Origin of the sequence: Isoptericola sp. NPDC058082, assembly GCF_042885055.1 — a bacterium.
Classification (GTDB): Bacteria; Actinomycetota; Actinomycetes; order Actinomycetales; family Cellulomonadaceae; genus Isoptericola.
This window is the reverse complement of the sequence record NZ_JBHVSQ010000004.1, coordinates 313849-329578: the sequence shown is the minus strand read 5'-3', so window position 1 is coordinate 329578 and position 15730 is coordinate 313849. Positions and strand designations below refer to the sequence as shown.

The 15730-nt window shown below is 74.9% G+C and carries 12 protein-coding genes; 9 read left to right on the top strand and 3 right to left on the bottom strand.

Annotation, left to right across the window (positions count from 1 at the left end; all coding sequences use genetic code 11):
• The first annotated feature begins 25 nt into the window (after positions 1-25).
• Both ACFVS0_RS08480 and ACFVS0_RS08475 read left to right on the top strand, forming a co-directional pair.
• Positions 26-1327, top strand: a complete 1302-nt coding sequence (locus ACFVS0_RS08480) for an MFS transporter (RefSeq protein WP_430549272.1) — start codon at positions 26-28, stop codon at positions 1325-1327.
• Positions 1324-3960 (top strand): family 78 glycoside hydrolase catalytic domain, encoded by a 2637-nt coding sequence (locus ACFVS0_RS08475; protein ID WP_430587699.1) that lies wholly within the window; start codon positions 1324-1326, stop codon positions 3958-3960. The genes ACFVS0_RS08480 and ACFVS0_RS08475 overlap by 4 nt, the downstream gene beginning before the upstream one ends.
• Here the strand turns inward: ACFVS0_RS08475 and ACFVS0_RS08470 are convergent, their stop codons facing one another.
• The 3 genes from ACFVS0_RS08470 to ACFVS0_RS08460 are packed head-to-tail and all read right to left on the bottom strand — an operon-like array spanning position 3961 to position 8933.
• The gene (locus ACFVS0_RS08470) at positions 3961-6717 is read right to left on the bottom strand and encodes a cation-translocating P-type ATPase (protein ID WP_430587698.1); all 2757 of its coding nucleotides are present in this window, start codon (positions 6715-6717) and stop codon (positions 3961-3963) included. It abuts the gene before it with no gap.
• Positions 6718-6759: 42 nt separating this feature from the next.
• Positions 6760-7236 (bottom strand): nitroreductase family deazaflavin-dependent oxidoreductase, encoded by a 477-nt coding sequence (locus ACFVS0_RS08465; RefSeq protein WP_430587697.1) that lies wholly within the window; start codon positions 7234-7236, stop codon positions 6760-6762.
• Entirely contained in the window at positions 7233-8933 is a 1701-nt protein-coding gene (locus ACFVS0_RS08460; RefSeq protein ID WP_430587696.1) for an FAD-dependent oxidoreductase, read from the bottom strand. Before ACFVS0_RS08460 ends, ACFVS0_RS08465 begins: the two co-directional genes overlap by 4 nt.
• A 58-nt stretch (positions 8934-8991) precedes the next feature.
• Between ACFVS0_RS08460 and ACFVS0_RS08455 the strand changes: the two genes are divergently transcribed.
• The 7 genes from ACFVS0_RS08455 to ACFVS0_RS08425 all read left to right on the top strand — a co-directional run bounded on the left by ACFVS0_RS08455 (position 8992) and on the right by ACFVS0_RS08425 (position 15708).
• Positions 8992-9279 (top strand): UBP-type zinc finger domain-containing protein, encoded by a 288-nt coding sequence (locus ACFVS0_RS08455; RefSeq protein WP_430562186.1) that lies wholly within the window; start codon positions 8992-8994, stop codon positions 9277-9279.
• A gap of 138 nt (positions 9280-9417) precedes the next feature.
• Entirely contained in the window at positions 9418-10467 is a 1050-nt protein-coding gene (locus tag ACFVS0_RS08450; protein WP_430587695.1) for an ABC transporter substrate-binding protein, read from the top strand.
• Positions 10464-11513 (top strand): FecCD family ABC transporter permease, encoded by a 1050-nt coding sequence (locus ACFVS0_RS08445; RefSeq protein WP_430587694.1) that lies wholly within the window; start codon positions 10464-10466, stop codon positions 11511-11513. Before ACFVS0_RS08450 ends, ACFVS0_RS08445 begins: the two co-directional genes overlap by 4 nt.
• Positions 11510-12301, top strand: coding sequence for a heme ABC transporter ATP-binding protein (locus tag ACFVS0_RS08440; protein ID WP_430584383.1), 792 nt, complete (start codon positions 11510-11512; stop codon positions 12299-12301). Before ACFVS0_RS08445 ends, ACFVS0_RS08440 begins: the two co-directional genes overlap by 4 nt.
• Positions 12298-13467, top strand: a complete 1170-nt coding sequence (locus tag ACFVS0_RS08435; protein WP_430587693.1) for an alpha/beta hydrolase-fold protein — start codon at positions 12298-12300, stop codon at positions 13465-13467. The genes ACFVS0_RS08440 and ACFVS0_RS08435 overlap by 4 nt, the downstream gene beginning before the upstream one ends.
• A 137-nt stretch (positions 13468-13604) precedes the next feature.
• Positions 13605-15044: an MFS transporter gene (locus tag ACFVS0_RS08430; protein ID WP_430587692.1), complete on the top strand. Its 1440-nt coding sequence runs from the start codon at positions 13605-13607 to the stop codon at positions 15042-15044.
• Positions 15010-15708: an aspartate/glutamate racemase family protein gene (locus ACFVS0_RS08425; protein ID WP_430562178.1), complete on the top strand. Its 699-nt coding sequence runs from the start codon at positions 15010-15012 to the stop codon at positions 15706-15708. The genes ACFVS0_RS08430 and ACFVS0_RS08425 overlap by 35 nt, the downstream gene beginning before the upstream one ends.
• Positions 15709-15730: the final 22 nt, after the last annotated feature.

Genomic DNA, 15730 nt, shown 5'->3' with positions numbered 1-15730 from the left:
GCTTCAAAGTGGAAGTGGGAGAACGATGACGACCTCGACGGCACCGGGAAAGATCCCGGGCAGGACCTGGTACCGCACCACGGTGGCGGGCATGGCGTCGTACCTCGACGCCGGCGCGATCATCACCACCGGCACGGCGCTGGTGCTGTACAAGGAGCCGCTGGGCATCAGCGACGCGCAGTTCGGCCAGTACTCGGCCCTGCTGACGTTCATGATCGCGGCCGGCGCCCTGGTCGGCGGCCGCCTGGCCGACCTGTTCGGCCGCAAGCGCGTCTTCCTCGCCACGATGGCGGTGTACGTCGCCGGCGCGGCGGTCCTCGTGGCCGCGCCGGGCACCGGGGCGCTGTACGCCGGCGTCGTGCTGCTCGGCCTCGCGGTCGGCGCGGACCTGCCCGCGTCGCTCGCGATGATCGCCGAGGAGGCGCCGCCCGAGCACCGCGGCAAGCTGATCTCGTTCTCCCACATCCTGTGGCTCGTCGGCATCATCGCCGCGCAGCTGTTCGGCATCGTCGTCGGCGGCATGGGCATGACGGGCGGCCGGATCATGTACGGGCAGCTCCTGGTGCTGGCCCTCGTCGTGCTGGTGCTGCGGGCCGGGATGCCGGAGTCGTCGCGCTGGCAGGCCGCGCACGCCGGCGCCGCGGCCAGCGACCCGGGCGCAGAGGCCGTCGACCTCGGCACCCTCAAGCGGCTGCTGCGCGGCCCGTACCTCATGCCGATGGTCGCCGTCGCGCTCTTCTACGCCCTGGTCAACGTCGGCGCGAACACCGGCGGCCAGTTCTCCACCCTCATGTACACGGAGATGGCCGGCTCCACGGTGCGGTTCGCGTCCACGGTCGGGTTCGTCACCTTCGCCATCGCGTTCGCGGCAACCTACGGGCTGATGCGGATCGTCGACGGCGCGCACCGCATGCGCTGGTTCGCCGTGATGGCCGTGTTCTACACCCTCGGCTACCTGGTCCCCGTGGTCTTCGGCGTCGAGGTCTGGACGCTCGTGACCATGGGCGTGGTCGGCTCCATCGCGGGCGCCGTCGCGGGCGAGCCGATGTTCAAGGTGTGGGCGCAGGAGCTCATCCCCACCACCTACCGCAGCACCGCGCAGGGCGTGATGATCGCGTTCACCCGCGTGGTCGCCGCCGTCGTCGCGCTGTGGACACCCACCCTGCTCGCGGCCAGCCCGAACGTGCTGTTCGTGTTCGTGGCGGCGTGCATCGCCGTGGGCGGCGTGATCGGGTACTTCTGGATCACCCGGTACCCGCGCGTCGCCGACGACGAGCCCGCCGCCCCGGCGACCACCACCCCCACCCCGATCGAGGGAGCCCGATGACCGTCCCCGCGCCCGTCCTGCGCGTCGAGCACCACCCGCAGCCCGCCCTCGGCGTCGGCGAGGACCGGCCCCGCCTGTCCTGGCACCTCGACGCCGCGCACGCGGCCTACCGGCAGGGCGCGTACGAGGTCGCGTGGCGCACGACGGCGCCGGACGGCACGGTCCTCGACGAGGCGACCGCCGTCGTCGACGGCGCCGCGCAGGTCCTCGTGCCCTGGCCGGGCGCGCCGCTCGCCCCCCGTGCCCGCGCCGAGGTGCGCGTGCGCACCCGGGACGGCGGCGCCGACGAGGAAGCGGGCGAGGCGGGCTGGGGACCGTGGAGCGAGCCCGTCGTCGTGGAGCGCGGGCTGACGGCGGCCGGCTGGACCGCCGAGCTCGTCGGGCCCGGGTACGACGAGGGCCCGGTCGAGAGCCGGCGCGCCCCGCTGCTGCGCCGCGGGTTCGACGTCCCCGGTGACGCCGTGCGGTCCGCGCGCCTGCACCTCACCGCGCACGGCCTGGTCGAGGCGGAGCTCAACGGGCGGCGCGTGGGCGCCGACGAGCTGGTGCCCGGCTGGACCCCCTACGACGACCGCCTGCGCGTGTCCGTCTACGACGTCACCGACCTCGTGCGCCCGGGCGAGAACGCCCTCGGCGCGTGGCTGGCCGACGGCTGGTTCCGCGGCCGGTACGGCTTCGAGGGCGGCCACCGCGACCTGTACGGCGACCACGTGGGCGTGCTCGCCCAGCTCGAGGTGGTCACCGACACGGGCACGGTCGTGGTGGGCAGCGACGCGTCGTGGCGCAGCGCCCCGGGCCCGCTCACCCGCGCCTCCCTGTACGACGGCGAGACCTTCGACGCGCGCCTGCTGCCCGCGGGCTGGTCGGAGCCGGGCTTCGACGACGGCGCCTGGGCGCCCGTCGTCGTGCACCCCCTGGATCGCGCCGTGCTCGCGGCCCCCGACGGCCCGCCGGTGCGCTGCACGGGCGAGCTCGCGCCCGTGAGCGTGACCCGCGCGCCCGGACCGGACGGCGAGGACGGCTGGCTCGTCGACTACGGGCAGAACCACTCCGGCCGCCCCCGCCTCGTCGTGCCGGCCGCCCCCGCCGGGACCGTGGTGCGCGTGCGGCACGCCGAGGTGCTGCAGGACGGCACCCTCTACACGCGCACGCTGCGGGAGGCCGCCGCCACCGACGAGGTCGTGCTCGACGGTGAGGCCCTCACCTGGGAGCCGCGGTTCACCGTGCACGGCTACCGGTACGCGCACGTCACGGGCTGGCCCGGCGAGGGCGCCCCGGCGATCGTCTCCCGCGTGCTGCACAGCGACATGGCCCGCACGGGCTGGTTCGCCAGCAGCGACCCGGCGCTCGACCGCCTGCACGAGAACGTCGTCTGGAGCCTGCGCTCCAACTTCGTCGACATCCCCACCGACTGCCCGCAGCGCGACGAGCGCCTCGGCTGGACCGGCGACATCCAGGCGTTCGCACCCACCGCCGCGTTCCTCTACGACGTGCACGGGATGCTCGCCGACTGGCTGCGGTCGCTGTCGGCCGAGCAGCGCCGGTTCGACGGCACCGTGCCCGTGTACGTGCCGTGGATCCCCGGCGGCACGTTCTGGCAGCCGTCGCAGGACATCGCCGGGTGGGGCGACGCCGCCACCCTCGTGCCCGAGGCGCTGCACCGCGACTCCGCCGACCGCGACCTGCTCGCGCGGCAGTACGCGAGCGCCGTCGCCTGGGTGGACAAGGTGGCCGGCCTCGCCGGGGCCGACCGGCTGTGGGACACCGGGATGCAGCTCGGCGACTGGCTCGACCCGACCGCCCCGCCCGAGGACCCGCTGCGCGCGCAGACCGACCCGTACCTCGTGGCCACGGCCTACCTCGCCCGCTCGGCGCGGGTCGTCGCGGACACGGCCCGCACGCTCGGGCGCGGCGCCGACGCCGCCCGCTACGAGACGCTCGCCGAGGAGGTCGCCGCCGCGTACCGCAAGCGCTACGTCGACAGCGGCGACGCGATGCACGACACCCAGACCGCGCACGCGCTGTCGATCGTCTTCGACCTGCTGGACGGCGACGACGCCCGCCGCCGCGCGGGCGAACGGCTCGCGGCCCTGGTGCGCAACGGCGGGAACACCGTCGGCACCGGGTTCGCCGGCACGCCGCTGGTCGCCGACGCCCTGAGCGGCACCGGGCAGCTCGACGCCGCGTACGCGCTGCTGCTCAGCCACGCGTCGCCGTCGTGGCTCGCCATGGTGGACCTCGGCGCCACGACCATCTGGGAGCGCTGGGACAGCATGCTCACGGACGGCACGGTGAACCCGGGCGAGATGACGTCGTTCAACCACTACGCCCTCGGGTCCGTGGCCGACTGGCTGCACCGCGTGGTCGCCGGCCTCGCCCCGCTCGAGCCGGGGTACCGCACCTTCCGGGTGGCCCCGCGGCCCGGCGGCGGGCTGACCTACGCCTCGGCCCGGCACGTCACGCCGTACGGCGCCGCCGAGGTCGCGTGGCGGATCGAGGACGGCGCCGACGGCGAGGAGCTCGTGGTGCGCTGCGTGGTGCCCGTCGGCACCACCGCCGAGCTGGACGTCCCGGGCGCCCCGTCCGCCGTCGTCGGGCACGGGGAGCACGAGGTGCGCGTGCGCCGCGGCTGATCAGGCGCGGGCCCGCCGCTCGCGCGCCCGACCCACCGCCTTGACCACCTCGACGAGCAGGAAGACGACGACGGCCAGGCCGAGGGTCTTGCCCCACTCCTCGAGGCCGATGGGGGCGGCGTCGAACCAGTCGTGCATGAACGGCGTGTACACGAACACGCACTGCAGGCCGATCAGCGCGACCGCGGAGATCCAGATGACGCGGTTGCCCCGCAGCACGTCGACCGTGAGGCTCGACCGGTCCAGGAACCGGCAGTTGAACAGGTACGCCAGCTGGCCCAGCGCGAGCATGGTCACGGCCGTGGTCTGCGCCTCGGCGAGCGGAGCGCCCTGCGCCCGCTCGGCGTAGAAGACGAACAGCGTGGCGCCGCCGATGAGCAGGGACACGATGAGGATGCGGCGCACGAACACTGCGTCGAGGATCGACGCCTTCGGGTCGCGCGGGGGCCGGGACATGACGTCGGGCTCCGCCTTCTCGTACGCGAGGCCGAGGGACAGCGTGACCGCGGTGATCATGTTGATCCACAGCACCTGCACCGGCGCGAGCGGGAGCACCAGGCCGAACAGGACGGCCACGAGGATGACCAGCGACTGCGCGCCGTTGGTGGGCAGCAGGAAGAGCACCGACTTGCGGATGTTGTCGTAGATCCGCCGCCCCTCCTCCACGGCCCGCTCGATGGTCGCGAAGTTGTCGTCGGCGAGCACCACCTCCGCCGCGTCCTTCGTGGCCTCCGTGCCCTTGATGCCCATCGCGACGCCGACGTCCGCCTGCGTGAGCGCGGGGGCGTCGTTGACGCCGTCGCCCGTCATCGCGACCACCTCGCCGTGCGCCTGCAGCGCCGACACGATGCGGATCTTGTGCTCCGGGCTGGTGCGGGCATACACGTGCACGTCCTGGACGACGGAGCGCAGCTGCGCGGTGCTCATCGCCTCCAGCTCGGCACCCGTGAGGACGGCGGGTCCCGCGCCGTCGGGGCCGACCTCGTCGTGCACGATGCCCATCTCGCGGCCGATCGCCACCGCGGTCCCCGCGTGGTCGCCCGTGATCATCGTGACGGCGATGCCCGCGTCGCGGCACTGCGCGATGGCGTCGATCGCCTCCGGGCGCGGCGGGTCGACGATGCCGACCAGGCCGCACAGCTCCAGGTCGACGAGGGTGTCGGCGAGCGGGGTGGACGGCTCGGCGGACGGGTCGACGCGGCGGCGGGCCGCGGCCAGCACCCGCAGGCCCCGGCCTCCGATCTCGTCGATCTGCGCCTCCCAGAACGCGCGGTCGACCGGCTGCGCCGTGCCGTCCGGCGCGGTCTGCGTGATGCAGCAGTCCAGCACCCGGTCGGGCGCGCCCTTGAGGTGCACGACCTGCCCGCCGTCCGCGTCCCGGTCGAGGGTGGCCATGTACTTGTTCTCCGACTCGAACGGCACCAGGTCCTGCCGCGACCAGCCCGCGGTGTCGAAGCCGGCCTTCATGCCGAGGCTGCGCAGCGCGCCCTCCGTCGGCTCGCCCACCAGCCGCCAGTCCTCGCCCTGCTCGCCGGGCTCCCCCGGCACCACGCGGGCGTCGTTGCAGAGCATCATCGCGGCGACGACGGCGGTGAGGTCGCGGTCGTCGGCGAGGTCGGCGTGCCGCGACCCCTCGCCCTCGAGCGTGAGCTCGCCGACGGGCGCGTACCCGGCGCCCGCGACGTCGAACGACCGGCCCGCGGTGCGCACCAGCCGCGCGGTCATCTCGTTCTTGGTCAGCGTGCCGGTCTTGTCGGAGCAGATCGTCGTGACGGAGCCGAGGGTCTCGACGGCGGGCAGCTTGCGGGTGATGGCGCGGCGGCGGGCCATCTGCTGCACGCCGAGCGCCAGGGTGATCGTCACCAGGGCGGGCAGGCCCTCCGGGACGGCGGCGACGGCGAACCCGATGGACGCGGACACCAGCTCCGGCACCGAGAAGTCGTGCACCACGCGCCCGATGACGACCATCACGACGGCCATGCCGAGGATGAGCACCGCGAGCAGCTTGCCGAACCGGTCGAGCTGCTTGGTCAGCGGGGTCTCCAGGCTGGTGACCTCGGAGATCATCGTCTGGATGCGGCCGATCTCGGTGCGCTCGCCGGTGGCCGTGACCACGCCGACGCCCTGGCCCGCGGCCACGAGCGTGCCGGAGAACAGCATGCTGGTGCGGTCGCCCACCCCGGCGTCGGCGTCCACGGCGTCGACGCGCTTGCTCGCCGCGACCGACTCCCCCGTGAGCGCCGACTCCTCGACGCGCAGGTTGGTCGCCTGCAGCAGGCGCACGTCGGCGGGCACCCGGTCGCCCGAGCGCACGCGCACGACGTCGCCCGGCACGACGTCGTCGGCGTCGATCTTCGCCCAGGCGCCGTCGCGGCGGGCTTCGGCGTGCACGGAGAGCATCTGGCGGATGCCGTTCAGCGCGCTCTCGGCCCGCCCCTCCTGGATAAAGCCGATCGCCGCGTTCACCACCGCGACCAGCAGGATCACGGTGAAGTCGACCCAGTCGCCGAGGATCGCCTTGAGCACGGCGGAGACCAGCAGGATGTAGATGAGCACGTCGTCGAAGTGCACCAGGATCCGCTTCCACAGCGGGTCCTTCTCCGGCGGCGGTAGCCGGTTGGGGCCGACCTCCGCGAGCCGTTCCCTCGCGTCGGCGGCGCTCAGCCCGCCGTCGTCCGTGCGCAGCGCGGAGAGCACCTCGGCGGGCGGTCGTGACCAGGGGGTCGCTTCCGTGGCGACGTCCTGCGCAGATCCCATGCCGCCCATTCGACCGCGGTTCGTCCCGTGCCGCGCGGCGGGTCAGCGACCTGTGTCGTACGGCACCAGCTCGAACACCGGGTGCCGGTCCGCCTCGGCGACGAGCTCCTCCACCGCGGAGTCGACGGTCGCCGTGAAGTACGGCCGCGTGGGCCGGGACCGGCGCAGATACTGCCGCAGCACCGGGCCGGCCTCCTGGGCCGACGCCGCCCGGACCACGAACACGTGCCGGGAGAGGCCGCGCCGCACCAGCACCCGCGGGTCGGCGCGGACGTTGTGCACCCACGACACGACGCCGTACGGGGCCACCAGCCAGCGTCGCCCGTCGAGCGTGACGAGGGTCGCGGGGTTGGTGCGGGGCAGCCCGGAACGCCGGCCCCGGGTGGTCAGCAGGGACGTGCCCGGCACCACCCCGAGCCGGACGAACACGCTGATCACCGCGTCGCCGACGTCGCGCGCGCGACTGCGCCGGAACGTGCGCGGCTCCTGCGGGCCGCCCTCGCGAGGACCGTCGGTCACGCCGGGCTCCCTCCCCCGAACTCCTGCGCCCGCAACCAGGCGAGGTGGGTGTGCACCAGCGGCAGCACGGACGCCCCCTCGCCGCTGGCCGAGGCGACGCGCTTCATCGAGCCGGCCCGCACGTCGCCCACGGCGAACACGCCGCGCAGCGTCGTCTCCAGGCTCGCGGGCGGTCGGCCGTCCACCCAGCGCTCCTGCGGCACGTCGCGGCCGGTGAGGACGAAGCCGTGCTCGTCGAGCGCGACACCACCCGGCAGCCACGAGCAGTCGGGCTCGGCCCCGAGCAGGCAGAACAGGCCGTCGGCGTGCGTCTTGGAGCGCTCGCCCGTGTCCAGGTCCTGGGTGATCAGCCACTGCAGGCGGCCGTCCCCGCCGCCGTCGACCACCGCCGTGCGCGGCAGCACGGCGACGTTCGGCGTCACGGCGATCTCGCGGACCAGGTAGTCCGACATCGTCTCGGCGATGCTTCCGCGCCGCACCAGGACCGTCACCGACCCGGCGAACTTCGCCAGGTGCACGGCGGCCTGGCCCGCGGAGTTGCCGCCGCCCACCACGACGACGTCCCGGTCCGTCATCTCGCGCGCCATCGAGCTCGCGGCGCCGTAGTGCACGCCCGCACCGACGAGGTCGTCGACCCCGGGCACGCCGAGGCGGCGGTAGGAGACGCCGGTGGCGATGACGACCGTGCGGGCGCACAGCTGCGCGCCGTCCACGTGCACGTGGTGGTGCTCCGGCTCGTCCGCGGGGCCGGGCTCGATCCGCGCCACGGCGCGGCCCGTGTAGAAACGGGCGCCGAACCGCCCCGCCTGGATGCGCGAGCGCAACGCCAGACGCATCCCGGAGATGCCGCGCGGGAAGCCGAGGTAGTTGCGGATCATCGAGCTCGACCCGGCCTGCCCGCCGATCGCGTCGCGCTCCAGCACCACGGTCGACAGGCCCTCGGACGCCGCGTACACCGCGGCCGCCAGCCCCGCGGGCCCCGCGCCGACCACGGCCACGTCCGCGATCTCGCCCGGCGGGATGGAGTCGTAACCGCCGTACATCGCCTCCGCGACGGCGGACGCCGTCGCCCCCGACAGCACCCGGCCGGCGAACGTGCGCACCACGGGCAGGACGGCGCCCGGTCCCGCCTCCGCGAGGATCTCGCGCGCCGCGGCGTCGTCCGGCCCGAGCACGCGGTTCGGGACGCCGAGCCGCTCGAGCAGGTCGCGGACGGCGGCCGCGTCACGGTCGCCCGGCGCCGCGACGATCTCGGTGGACGTCACGGTGGGCCGGTCCACCGACCACCCCCACTCCGACAGCAGCTCCACCAGCGCCGTGTGGAACTCCTCGTCGCGCGCGCCGCGCGGGATGCCGACGAACGTGTCCATGTCGCGGCGCAGCAGCGCGGCCCGCATCTCGTCGAGCGCGCCGGAGAACTCGTCGCCCGGGATCAGCGCCACCCGCCGCGCCGTGGACACGACGGCCGGCACCTGGTGCAGCAGCTCGATGCCGGCGGCGTCGGGGAGCCGACGCTCCGCCGCGATCATCGCGACCGGTTCCCGCGCGGACACGAGGTCGCGCAGCCGGTCCATGGCGGCGTCGGCGGTGCGCACGAGCTCGACGCGGTAGTCGCGGTCGTAGCGGGCCCGGAACTCCTCCTCCACCTGCGGCGCGTGGGCGTCGGCGACGAGCAGGATCACGGGACGCTCCGGCATGCGGTCAGCGTAGGGCGTTGCCCTTGCCGCCGCCGCTCGCCGGCGCGACGCTCGTGCCATGACGACCACGTGCGAGCACCTCGACCAGATCGCCCCCGTCCCGCCCGAGACCACCGGCGAGTGCCCCGAGTGCGTGGCCGCCGGCGGCACGTGGGTGCACCTGCGGGCCTGCCTGGAGTGCGGGCACGTGGGCTGCTGCGACTCGTCGCCGTCGAAGCACGCGACGGCGCACTTCCACGCCAGCGCCCACCCCGTGATGCGGTCCCTCGAGCCCGGCGAGCACTGGGGCTACTGCTTCCCGGAGGAGCTCCTCATCTCGGGGCGGGACATGCCCGCGACGGCGTGACCCGGTTCCGCCGATCTGACACCGGGGTGTGAACGACCCCACTCGCCGGAGGCTTACGCGACCATCGGGCAACTGTTTAGGGTTGCCTTGCCTTAGTCGCTGCTGGGTGCTCGCCCGGCCCGTCCACCAGGAGCCCCCGTGCGCACCCGGTCCCGTCTCGCTCCCTCCCTCGCCGTCGCCGCGCTGGCTCTCGGTCTCGCCGCCTGCTCGCCCGCCGACGCCGACACCCCCGGGAACGCGCCCGACACCTCCGCATCCGGTGCCGCCACCGACGTCGCGGCACCGGAGAACCTGCCCGACGGCTGGACCTTCGCCGCCGGGTCGGACGTGCCGTCGGTCGAGGCCGAGCCCGCGCTGCCCGTCGACGTGGTCGACGGCACCGGCACGGAGGTCACCGTGACCGACGCGAGCAAGATCATCGTGGGCGGCGACGACGTCGCGGAGATCCTGGGCGGCCTGGGGCTCGCCGACCTCGTGTACGCGGCCCCGACCAACAGCGCGTCCGAGATCTCCCTCGCCGCGCCCGAGCAGTACGAGTTCAGCCAGGAGACCGGCACCGAGGGCCTGCTCTCGGTGGGCGGCACGCTGTTCATCGGCAACAACACCGCCCGCCACGGCGACGTCGCGGCCCAGTTCCGCAAGGCCGGGATCGATGCCGTCGTCCTGGACGACCAGCAGAGCACCGGCGACAAGATCCGCGCCGTCGCGTCCTACCTCGGCGTCGACGAGGCGGGCGAGGAGCTCGCCGCGGACGTCGACGCGCAGCTCTCCGAGGCGTCCGAGACCGCGTCCGGGCTCGGCGACCTGCGCGTGCTCCAGGTGACGTCGTCCGGCGCGGGCGGCGCGAACGCCGTCGTCGGCACAGGCACCGCCGGGGCCGACGTCGCCGAGGCGCTCGGCGTGACCAGCGTGGGCGTCGAGGCGAAGCTGCGCGGCTTCTCGCGCGACTACAGCGACGAGGGCCTGCTCGGCACCGACCCCGACGTCATCCTGCTGGGCACCGCCGACCTCGAGGAGTGGGGCGGGCTCGAGGGCTTCGCCGCCGCCTTCCCGACCCTGCTCGACACCCCCGCCGGCCAGGCGGACCGCGTGATCGTCATGCCGGACGACCAGATCAAGGTGAGCGGGCCCGCCTCCGGCGCCGGCGCCCTCGCCCTCGCGCGGGCGCTCGCCGAGACGGCGGAGTGAGCCTCCGCACCGGGTCCGTCCGCCGCGCACCTCTCGCCGCCGGCGTGGCCGTCGGAGGCGTGCTGCTGCTCGCCGCCGTCGTGCTGTCGATCGGCGTCGGCCCGATCGGGCTCGCGCCCCGTGACGTCGTCGCCGTCGTCGCCCACGAGCTGTTCGGCGCGGGCGTCGGCGGCGAGCGCCTCGCCACGACCGTCGTCATGGACCTGCGCATGCCGCGCGTGCTCTTCGGCGCGCTGGCCGGCGCGGCGCTGGCGGCGTCGGGCGCGGCGCTGCAGAGCCTGTTCAACAACCCGCTCGCCGACCCGGGCGTCATCGGCGTGAGCGGCGGCGCGTCCGCCGGGGCGGTGCTCGCGATCGTCGCGCTGCCCGCGGCGGGCGGCTCCGCGTGGGCGGTGCCCGCGGCGGCGTTCGCCGGCGGTCTGCTCGCCACCGGCCTCATCTACGCGCTCGCCCGGCCCGGCCGCGGCACCGGCACGTCCCGGCTGCTGCTGGTGGGCATCGCGGTCGGCGCCGCGTGCGCGTCGATCACCGGGTTCTGCACCTTCATGGCCGACGACGACCAGCTCCGCGACATCGTCTTCTGGCAGATGGGCTCGCTCGCCTCCGTGGACTGGACGGAGCTCGCGATCGGGGCCGTGGTGGTGGCCGCCGGCGTCGCGGTGCTGGTCTCCATGCACCGCCGCCTCGACATGCTGACCCTCGGCGAGCGACAGGCCCGGCACCTGGGGCTCGACGTGACGCGGGCGCGGGCGGTGCTGGTCGTCGTGACCGCGCTGCTCACCGCCGTCACCGTGGCGTTCGCGGGGATCATCGGGTTCGTCGGGCTGGTCGTGCCGCACATCGTGCGGATGGCGTTCGGGCCCGCGCACCGCGCGCTGATCCCGATGTCCGCGCTGGTGGGCGGCCTGCTGATCGTGCTCGCCGACACCGCCGCGCGGACCGTCGCACCGCCGTCGGAGGTGCCGATCGGGCTGTTCACGTCCGCCCTCGGCGCGCCCTTCTTCCTGTGGCTCGTGCAGCGCGAGCGGCCGGGGGCCGGGGCATGAGCGCACCGGTCGTGCAGGCGCCCGTCGTCCAGGCGCCCGTCGTCCAGGCACAGGGCGTGGGGTTCCGCGTCGGGGAGCACACCCTGCTCGACGACGTGTCCCTGGAGCTGCACGGCGGCAGCGTCGTGGCGCTCGTCGGGCCCAACGGTGCGGGCAAGTCCACGATGCTCGGCCTCGTGTCCGGCGACCGGGCGCCGACGTCGGGCCGGCTGCTCGTCGCGGGCCGCGCGCCGCAGGACTGGCGGGCCGCGGACCTCGCCCGGGAGCGGTCGGTCATGGTGCAGCAGCACGACGTGCGGTTCTCGTTCAGCGTCCGCGAGATCGTCGCGATGGGCCGCATCCCGCACCGCGCGTCCGACCGTGACGAGCCCGTGGTCGACGCCGCCCTGGCCGATGCCGACCTGGAGCCGCTGGCCGGCCGCGACGCCACGACGCTGTCGGGCGGCGAGCTGGCGCGCACCGTCTTCGCGCGCGTGCTGGCGCAGGAGACGCCGCTGGTGCTGCTCGACGAGCCGACCGCGGCCCTCGACCTGCGCCACCAGGAGGCGGTGATGCGCACGTCGCGTCGGCTCGCCGACGCGGGCGCGTGCGTCGTCGTCGTCCTGCACGACCTCACCCTCGCCGCCCGGTACGCCGACCGCGTCGCCGTGTTCCACGGCGGCCGCCTGGTGGCGGACGGCGACCCGCGCGCCGTGATCACCGAGGAGCGCGTCGCCGAGGTGTACGGGCAGAAGGTGTGCGTGCTCGACCACCCGGTGTCCGGGCTGCCGCTGGTGGTGCCGGTGTGACGGGCTGGGACGGCTGGACGCCGCTCCCCCGGCCCGGCGCGCGGACGACGGTCGAGGTGCTCCGCGCGCCGGAGCCGCCGCTGCCCGCCCCGCCGGACCGCCGCAGCCCGGACGTCGTGCTGCGCCCGGGCGGGCGCGCGCACGTGACGTTCCGGCTGCACGCCCCCGGGGCGCAGGCCGTGGCGCTGGCCGCGAGCGGCTGGTGGCAGCCGCAGCGCCCCGAGGCCTGCGACCTCTCGCCGCGGCCGGGCGGCTGGTGGCAGGGCACGTTCGACGTCCCGGACGACTGGGAGGCGAGCTACCGCTTCCTGGTGCACGACGGCGGCCACGACGGACGCCAGGAGCCCGGCTGGTGGACCCACGGCCTGCGCGACCCGGGCGCCCCGGGCCGCGCCGACCCGCTGAACCCGCACGGTCACGGCGCGGGCCGCGGCCTGGCGAGCTCGGCCCTGTGGCTGCCGGGCGCCGGCGAGCGGCCCTGGCTGGCCGGGTTCGGCGACACCTCCGCCGTCCCGCGGCGACTGCCCACCAGCGACGACGAGCCGCGCGCCTGGTGGTGGGCGCCCGAGCGGCCCGTCGCCGACCCGCTGCCGCTGCTCGTGCTGCTCGACGGCGAGGCGCACGCGGAGCGGCTCGGCACCGCGCGCGTGCTCGCGGACGCCGTCGCCGCCGGGGTGCTGCCGCCCGTCGCCGTCGTCATGGTCGCGTCCGGCCCAGACCGGGCAGGGGTGCTGGGCGTGCCCGGCGGCGTCGCCCGCTGGGTGGGCGAGGTGCTGGTGCCGCGGGTGCGGCGCGAGCGCCTGGGCGGGCGCCGGGTGGACGCCGACCCGCGCCGGACCGTCGTCGCCGGCTCCAGCTTCGGCGGGCTGTCCGCGCTGTTCGCCGTGGCCCGCTTCCCCGAGGCCCTCGGGGCCGCCGTCGCGCAGTCGCCGTCGCTGTGGCGCTACCCGGCCGGGGCGCTCGTGGAGCCCCTGGCGCGCGTCGCGCCGCGGGTGCGGCTGCGCCTGCAGGCGGGCCGGTACGAGGGGCCCGCCGCGTCCGAGGAGCTGGCCCGCGCGCTGGTGCTGCGCGGGGCGGACGTGTCGTCCCAGGTCGTGACCGGCGGCCACGACTGGGCGTGGTGGGTGCCGCGCACCGTGGAGGCCGTGGCCGACCTGCTGGCCTGAAACCCCCGGCCCGGCGGCGCCGTTGACACCCGCTGACAACCTCTCTAACTTTGGTATACCGCGTCCAGCGGAAGAAGTCTTCCATTTCATGAAAGTCACCGCTCGGCCCACGTTTCTCGACGAGGAGAACACGCACCATGGCGACGACAGCACCCCGGGGCGAGGCCCCGACCGCCTCGATCCCGGACCAGATCGAGAACACCTACCAGCGGATCGGCGTGACCGCCGCGCACCGGCAGATCGTGGTGATGATCCTGCTCGGCGTCTTCTTCGACGCGCTCGAGCAGAACGCGGTGGGCATCACCGGCCCCGTGCTGCAGGAGAGCTGGGGGCTCGGCGGCGCCGAGATCGGCTTCCTCAACACGATGACGTTCACGGCGACGGCGCTGGGACGCATCGCGACCGGCCTCATCGTCGACCGGTTCGGCCGCCGCAACATGCTGACGATCAACCTGATCGTCTTCGCGCTCGGCTCGCTGCTCTGCGCGCTGGCGCCGAGCTACGCCGTGCTCGCGATCGGCCGGTTCATCGTCGGCTTCGGGCTCGGCGGCGAGATCGCCGTGGCCGTCATCATGATGGCCGAGTTCTTCTCCGCCCGGCACCGCGGCACCGCCGTCGGGCTCATCAACGTCACCGCCGGCGGCCTCGGCAACATGCTCGCCCCCGCGTTCGGCGTGCTCGTCTTCACCGTCTTCGACGGCCCCGACAAGTGGCGCTGGGTGTTCGGCCTGCTCTTCCTGCCGGCCCTGCTGGTGCTGTGGTTCCGCCGCTACGTGCCCGAGACGCCCCGCTACCTCGCCGCCACCGGTCGGCTGCGGGAGGCCAACGAGGTGCTCACCCGCATGGCCCGCGGCCGGCTCGCGGGGCGCGTCGAGACCGAGGAGTTCCTCGTCGAGCCCGCCGTGCAGGCCGCCGCCCTCGCCCCGACGTCGCGCGGCGCCTGGCGGATGGTGTTCCGCGCCCCGTACCGCCGGCGCACGGTGCTGCTGGTCGTCGCCGTCGCCATGTCGTACGCGGCGCAGATCTCGATGCTCACCCTCATGCCGACCGTCCTGGTCGCCACCGGCTACGCGCTCAACCAGAGCCTGTGGTTCACGCTCCTCATGCAGAGCGGGTCGCTGCTCGGCGCCGCCACCGCGGCGTTCCTCGCCAGGCGCCTCGCGCGCAAGAAGGTGCTCACGGCGGCCGCCGTCATCGGCTGCGGCTCCGGGCTCGCCATCGCGCTGCTCGGGGAGGACATCGTCTTCGTGCTGCTGTTCGGCGTCGCGTTCAACTTCGCGATCATCGTGCTCAACACGACGATCTGGCTGTTCGCCCCCGAGCTCTACCCGACGCGCGTGCGCGGCTTCGGCACGTCGATCATCCTCGCGGCCGGCTCGCTGTCGGGCGGGCTGTTCCCGCTGGTCAGCGGCGCCGTCTTCGACCGGTACGGCATCGTCGGGATGTTCGGCGTGCTCGCCGCGCTGTTCGTGGTGCTCGCCGTCGTGGTCCAGTTCCCGCCGGAGACCTTCGGCAAGCCCATGGAAGAGGAGGAGACCGCCGATGCCGACGTCGACGTCGACCACAAGACCCCGTGACCGCCGCCCGCTCGTGGCGCTCGTCAACCCGAACACCAACCGGCGCACCACGACGATGATGGCCGACCTCGCCCGGGCGGAGCTCGCGGCGGTCGGGGCCGACGTCGTCGAGGTCACGGCGGCGCACGGCCCCGCCATGATCGTCGAGCCCGACGCGCTCGTCGCGGCCGAGGCCGCCGTGCTCGACGCGGTACGCGAGGTGGTCGCGCGCGACCGGCCCGACGCCGTCGTCGTCGCCGCGATCGGCGACCCGGGCCGCGCCGCGCTCGCGGCCGAGCTCGACGTCCCCGTGGTGGGCATCGGGCAGGCGTCGGTGCTCGCCGCCGCCGCGGGCGGGCGCCGCTTCGGCATGGTGACGACGACGGACCGGCTGGCCGGCGCGCTCGGCGACCTCGTCGCCGCGCACGGCTGCTCCGCGGGGTTCACCGGCGTGGAGCTCACCCGCGACGGTCCGCTCGAGCTCGCCGCCGACCCCGAGGAGCAGTACCGCCAGCTCCTCGACGCGGTCCGGGCGGCCGAGCGTCGCGGGGCGGAGGCGGTGATCGTGGCCGGCGGGCCGCTCAGCGAGACCGCGCGACGCCTGCGCGAGACCGTCGCCGTCACGATCGTCGAGCCCGTCCCCGCCGCGTGCGGCCTCCTCCGGGGCCTGGATGCTGTATTGTGAAGACATTCACAAGCATCCGTAC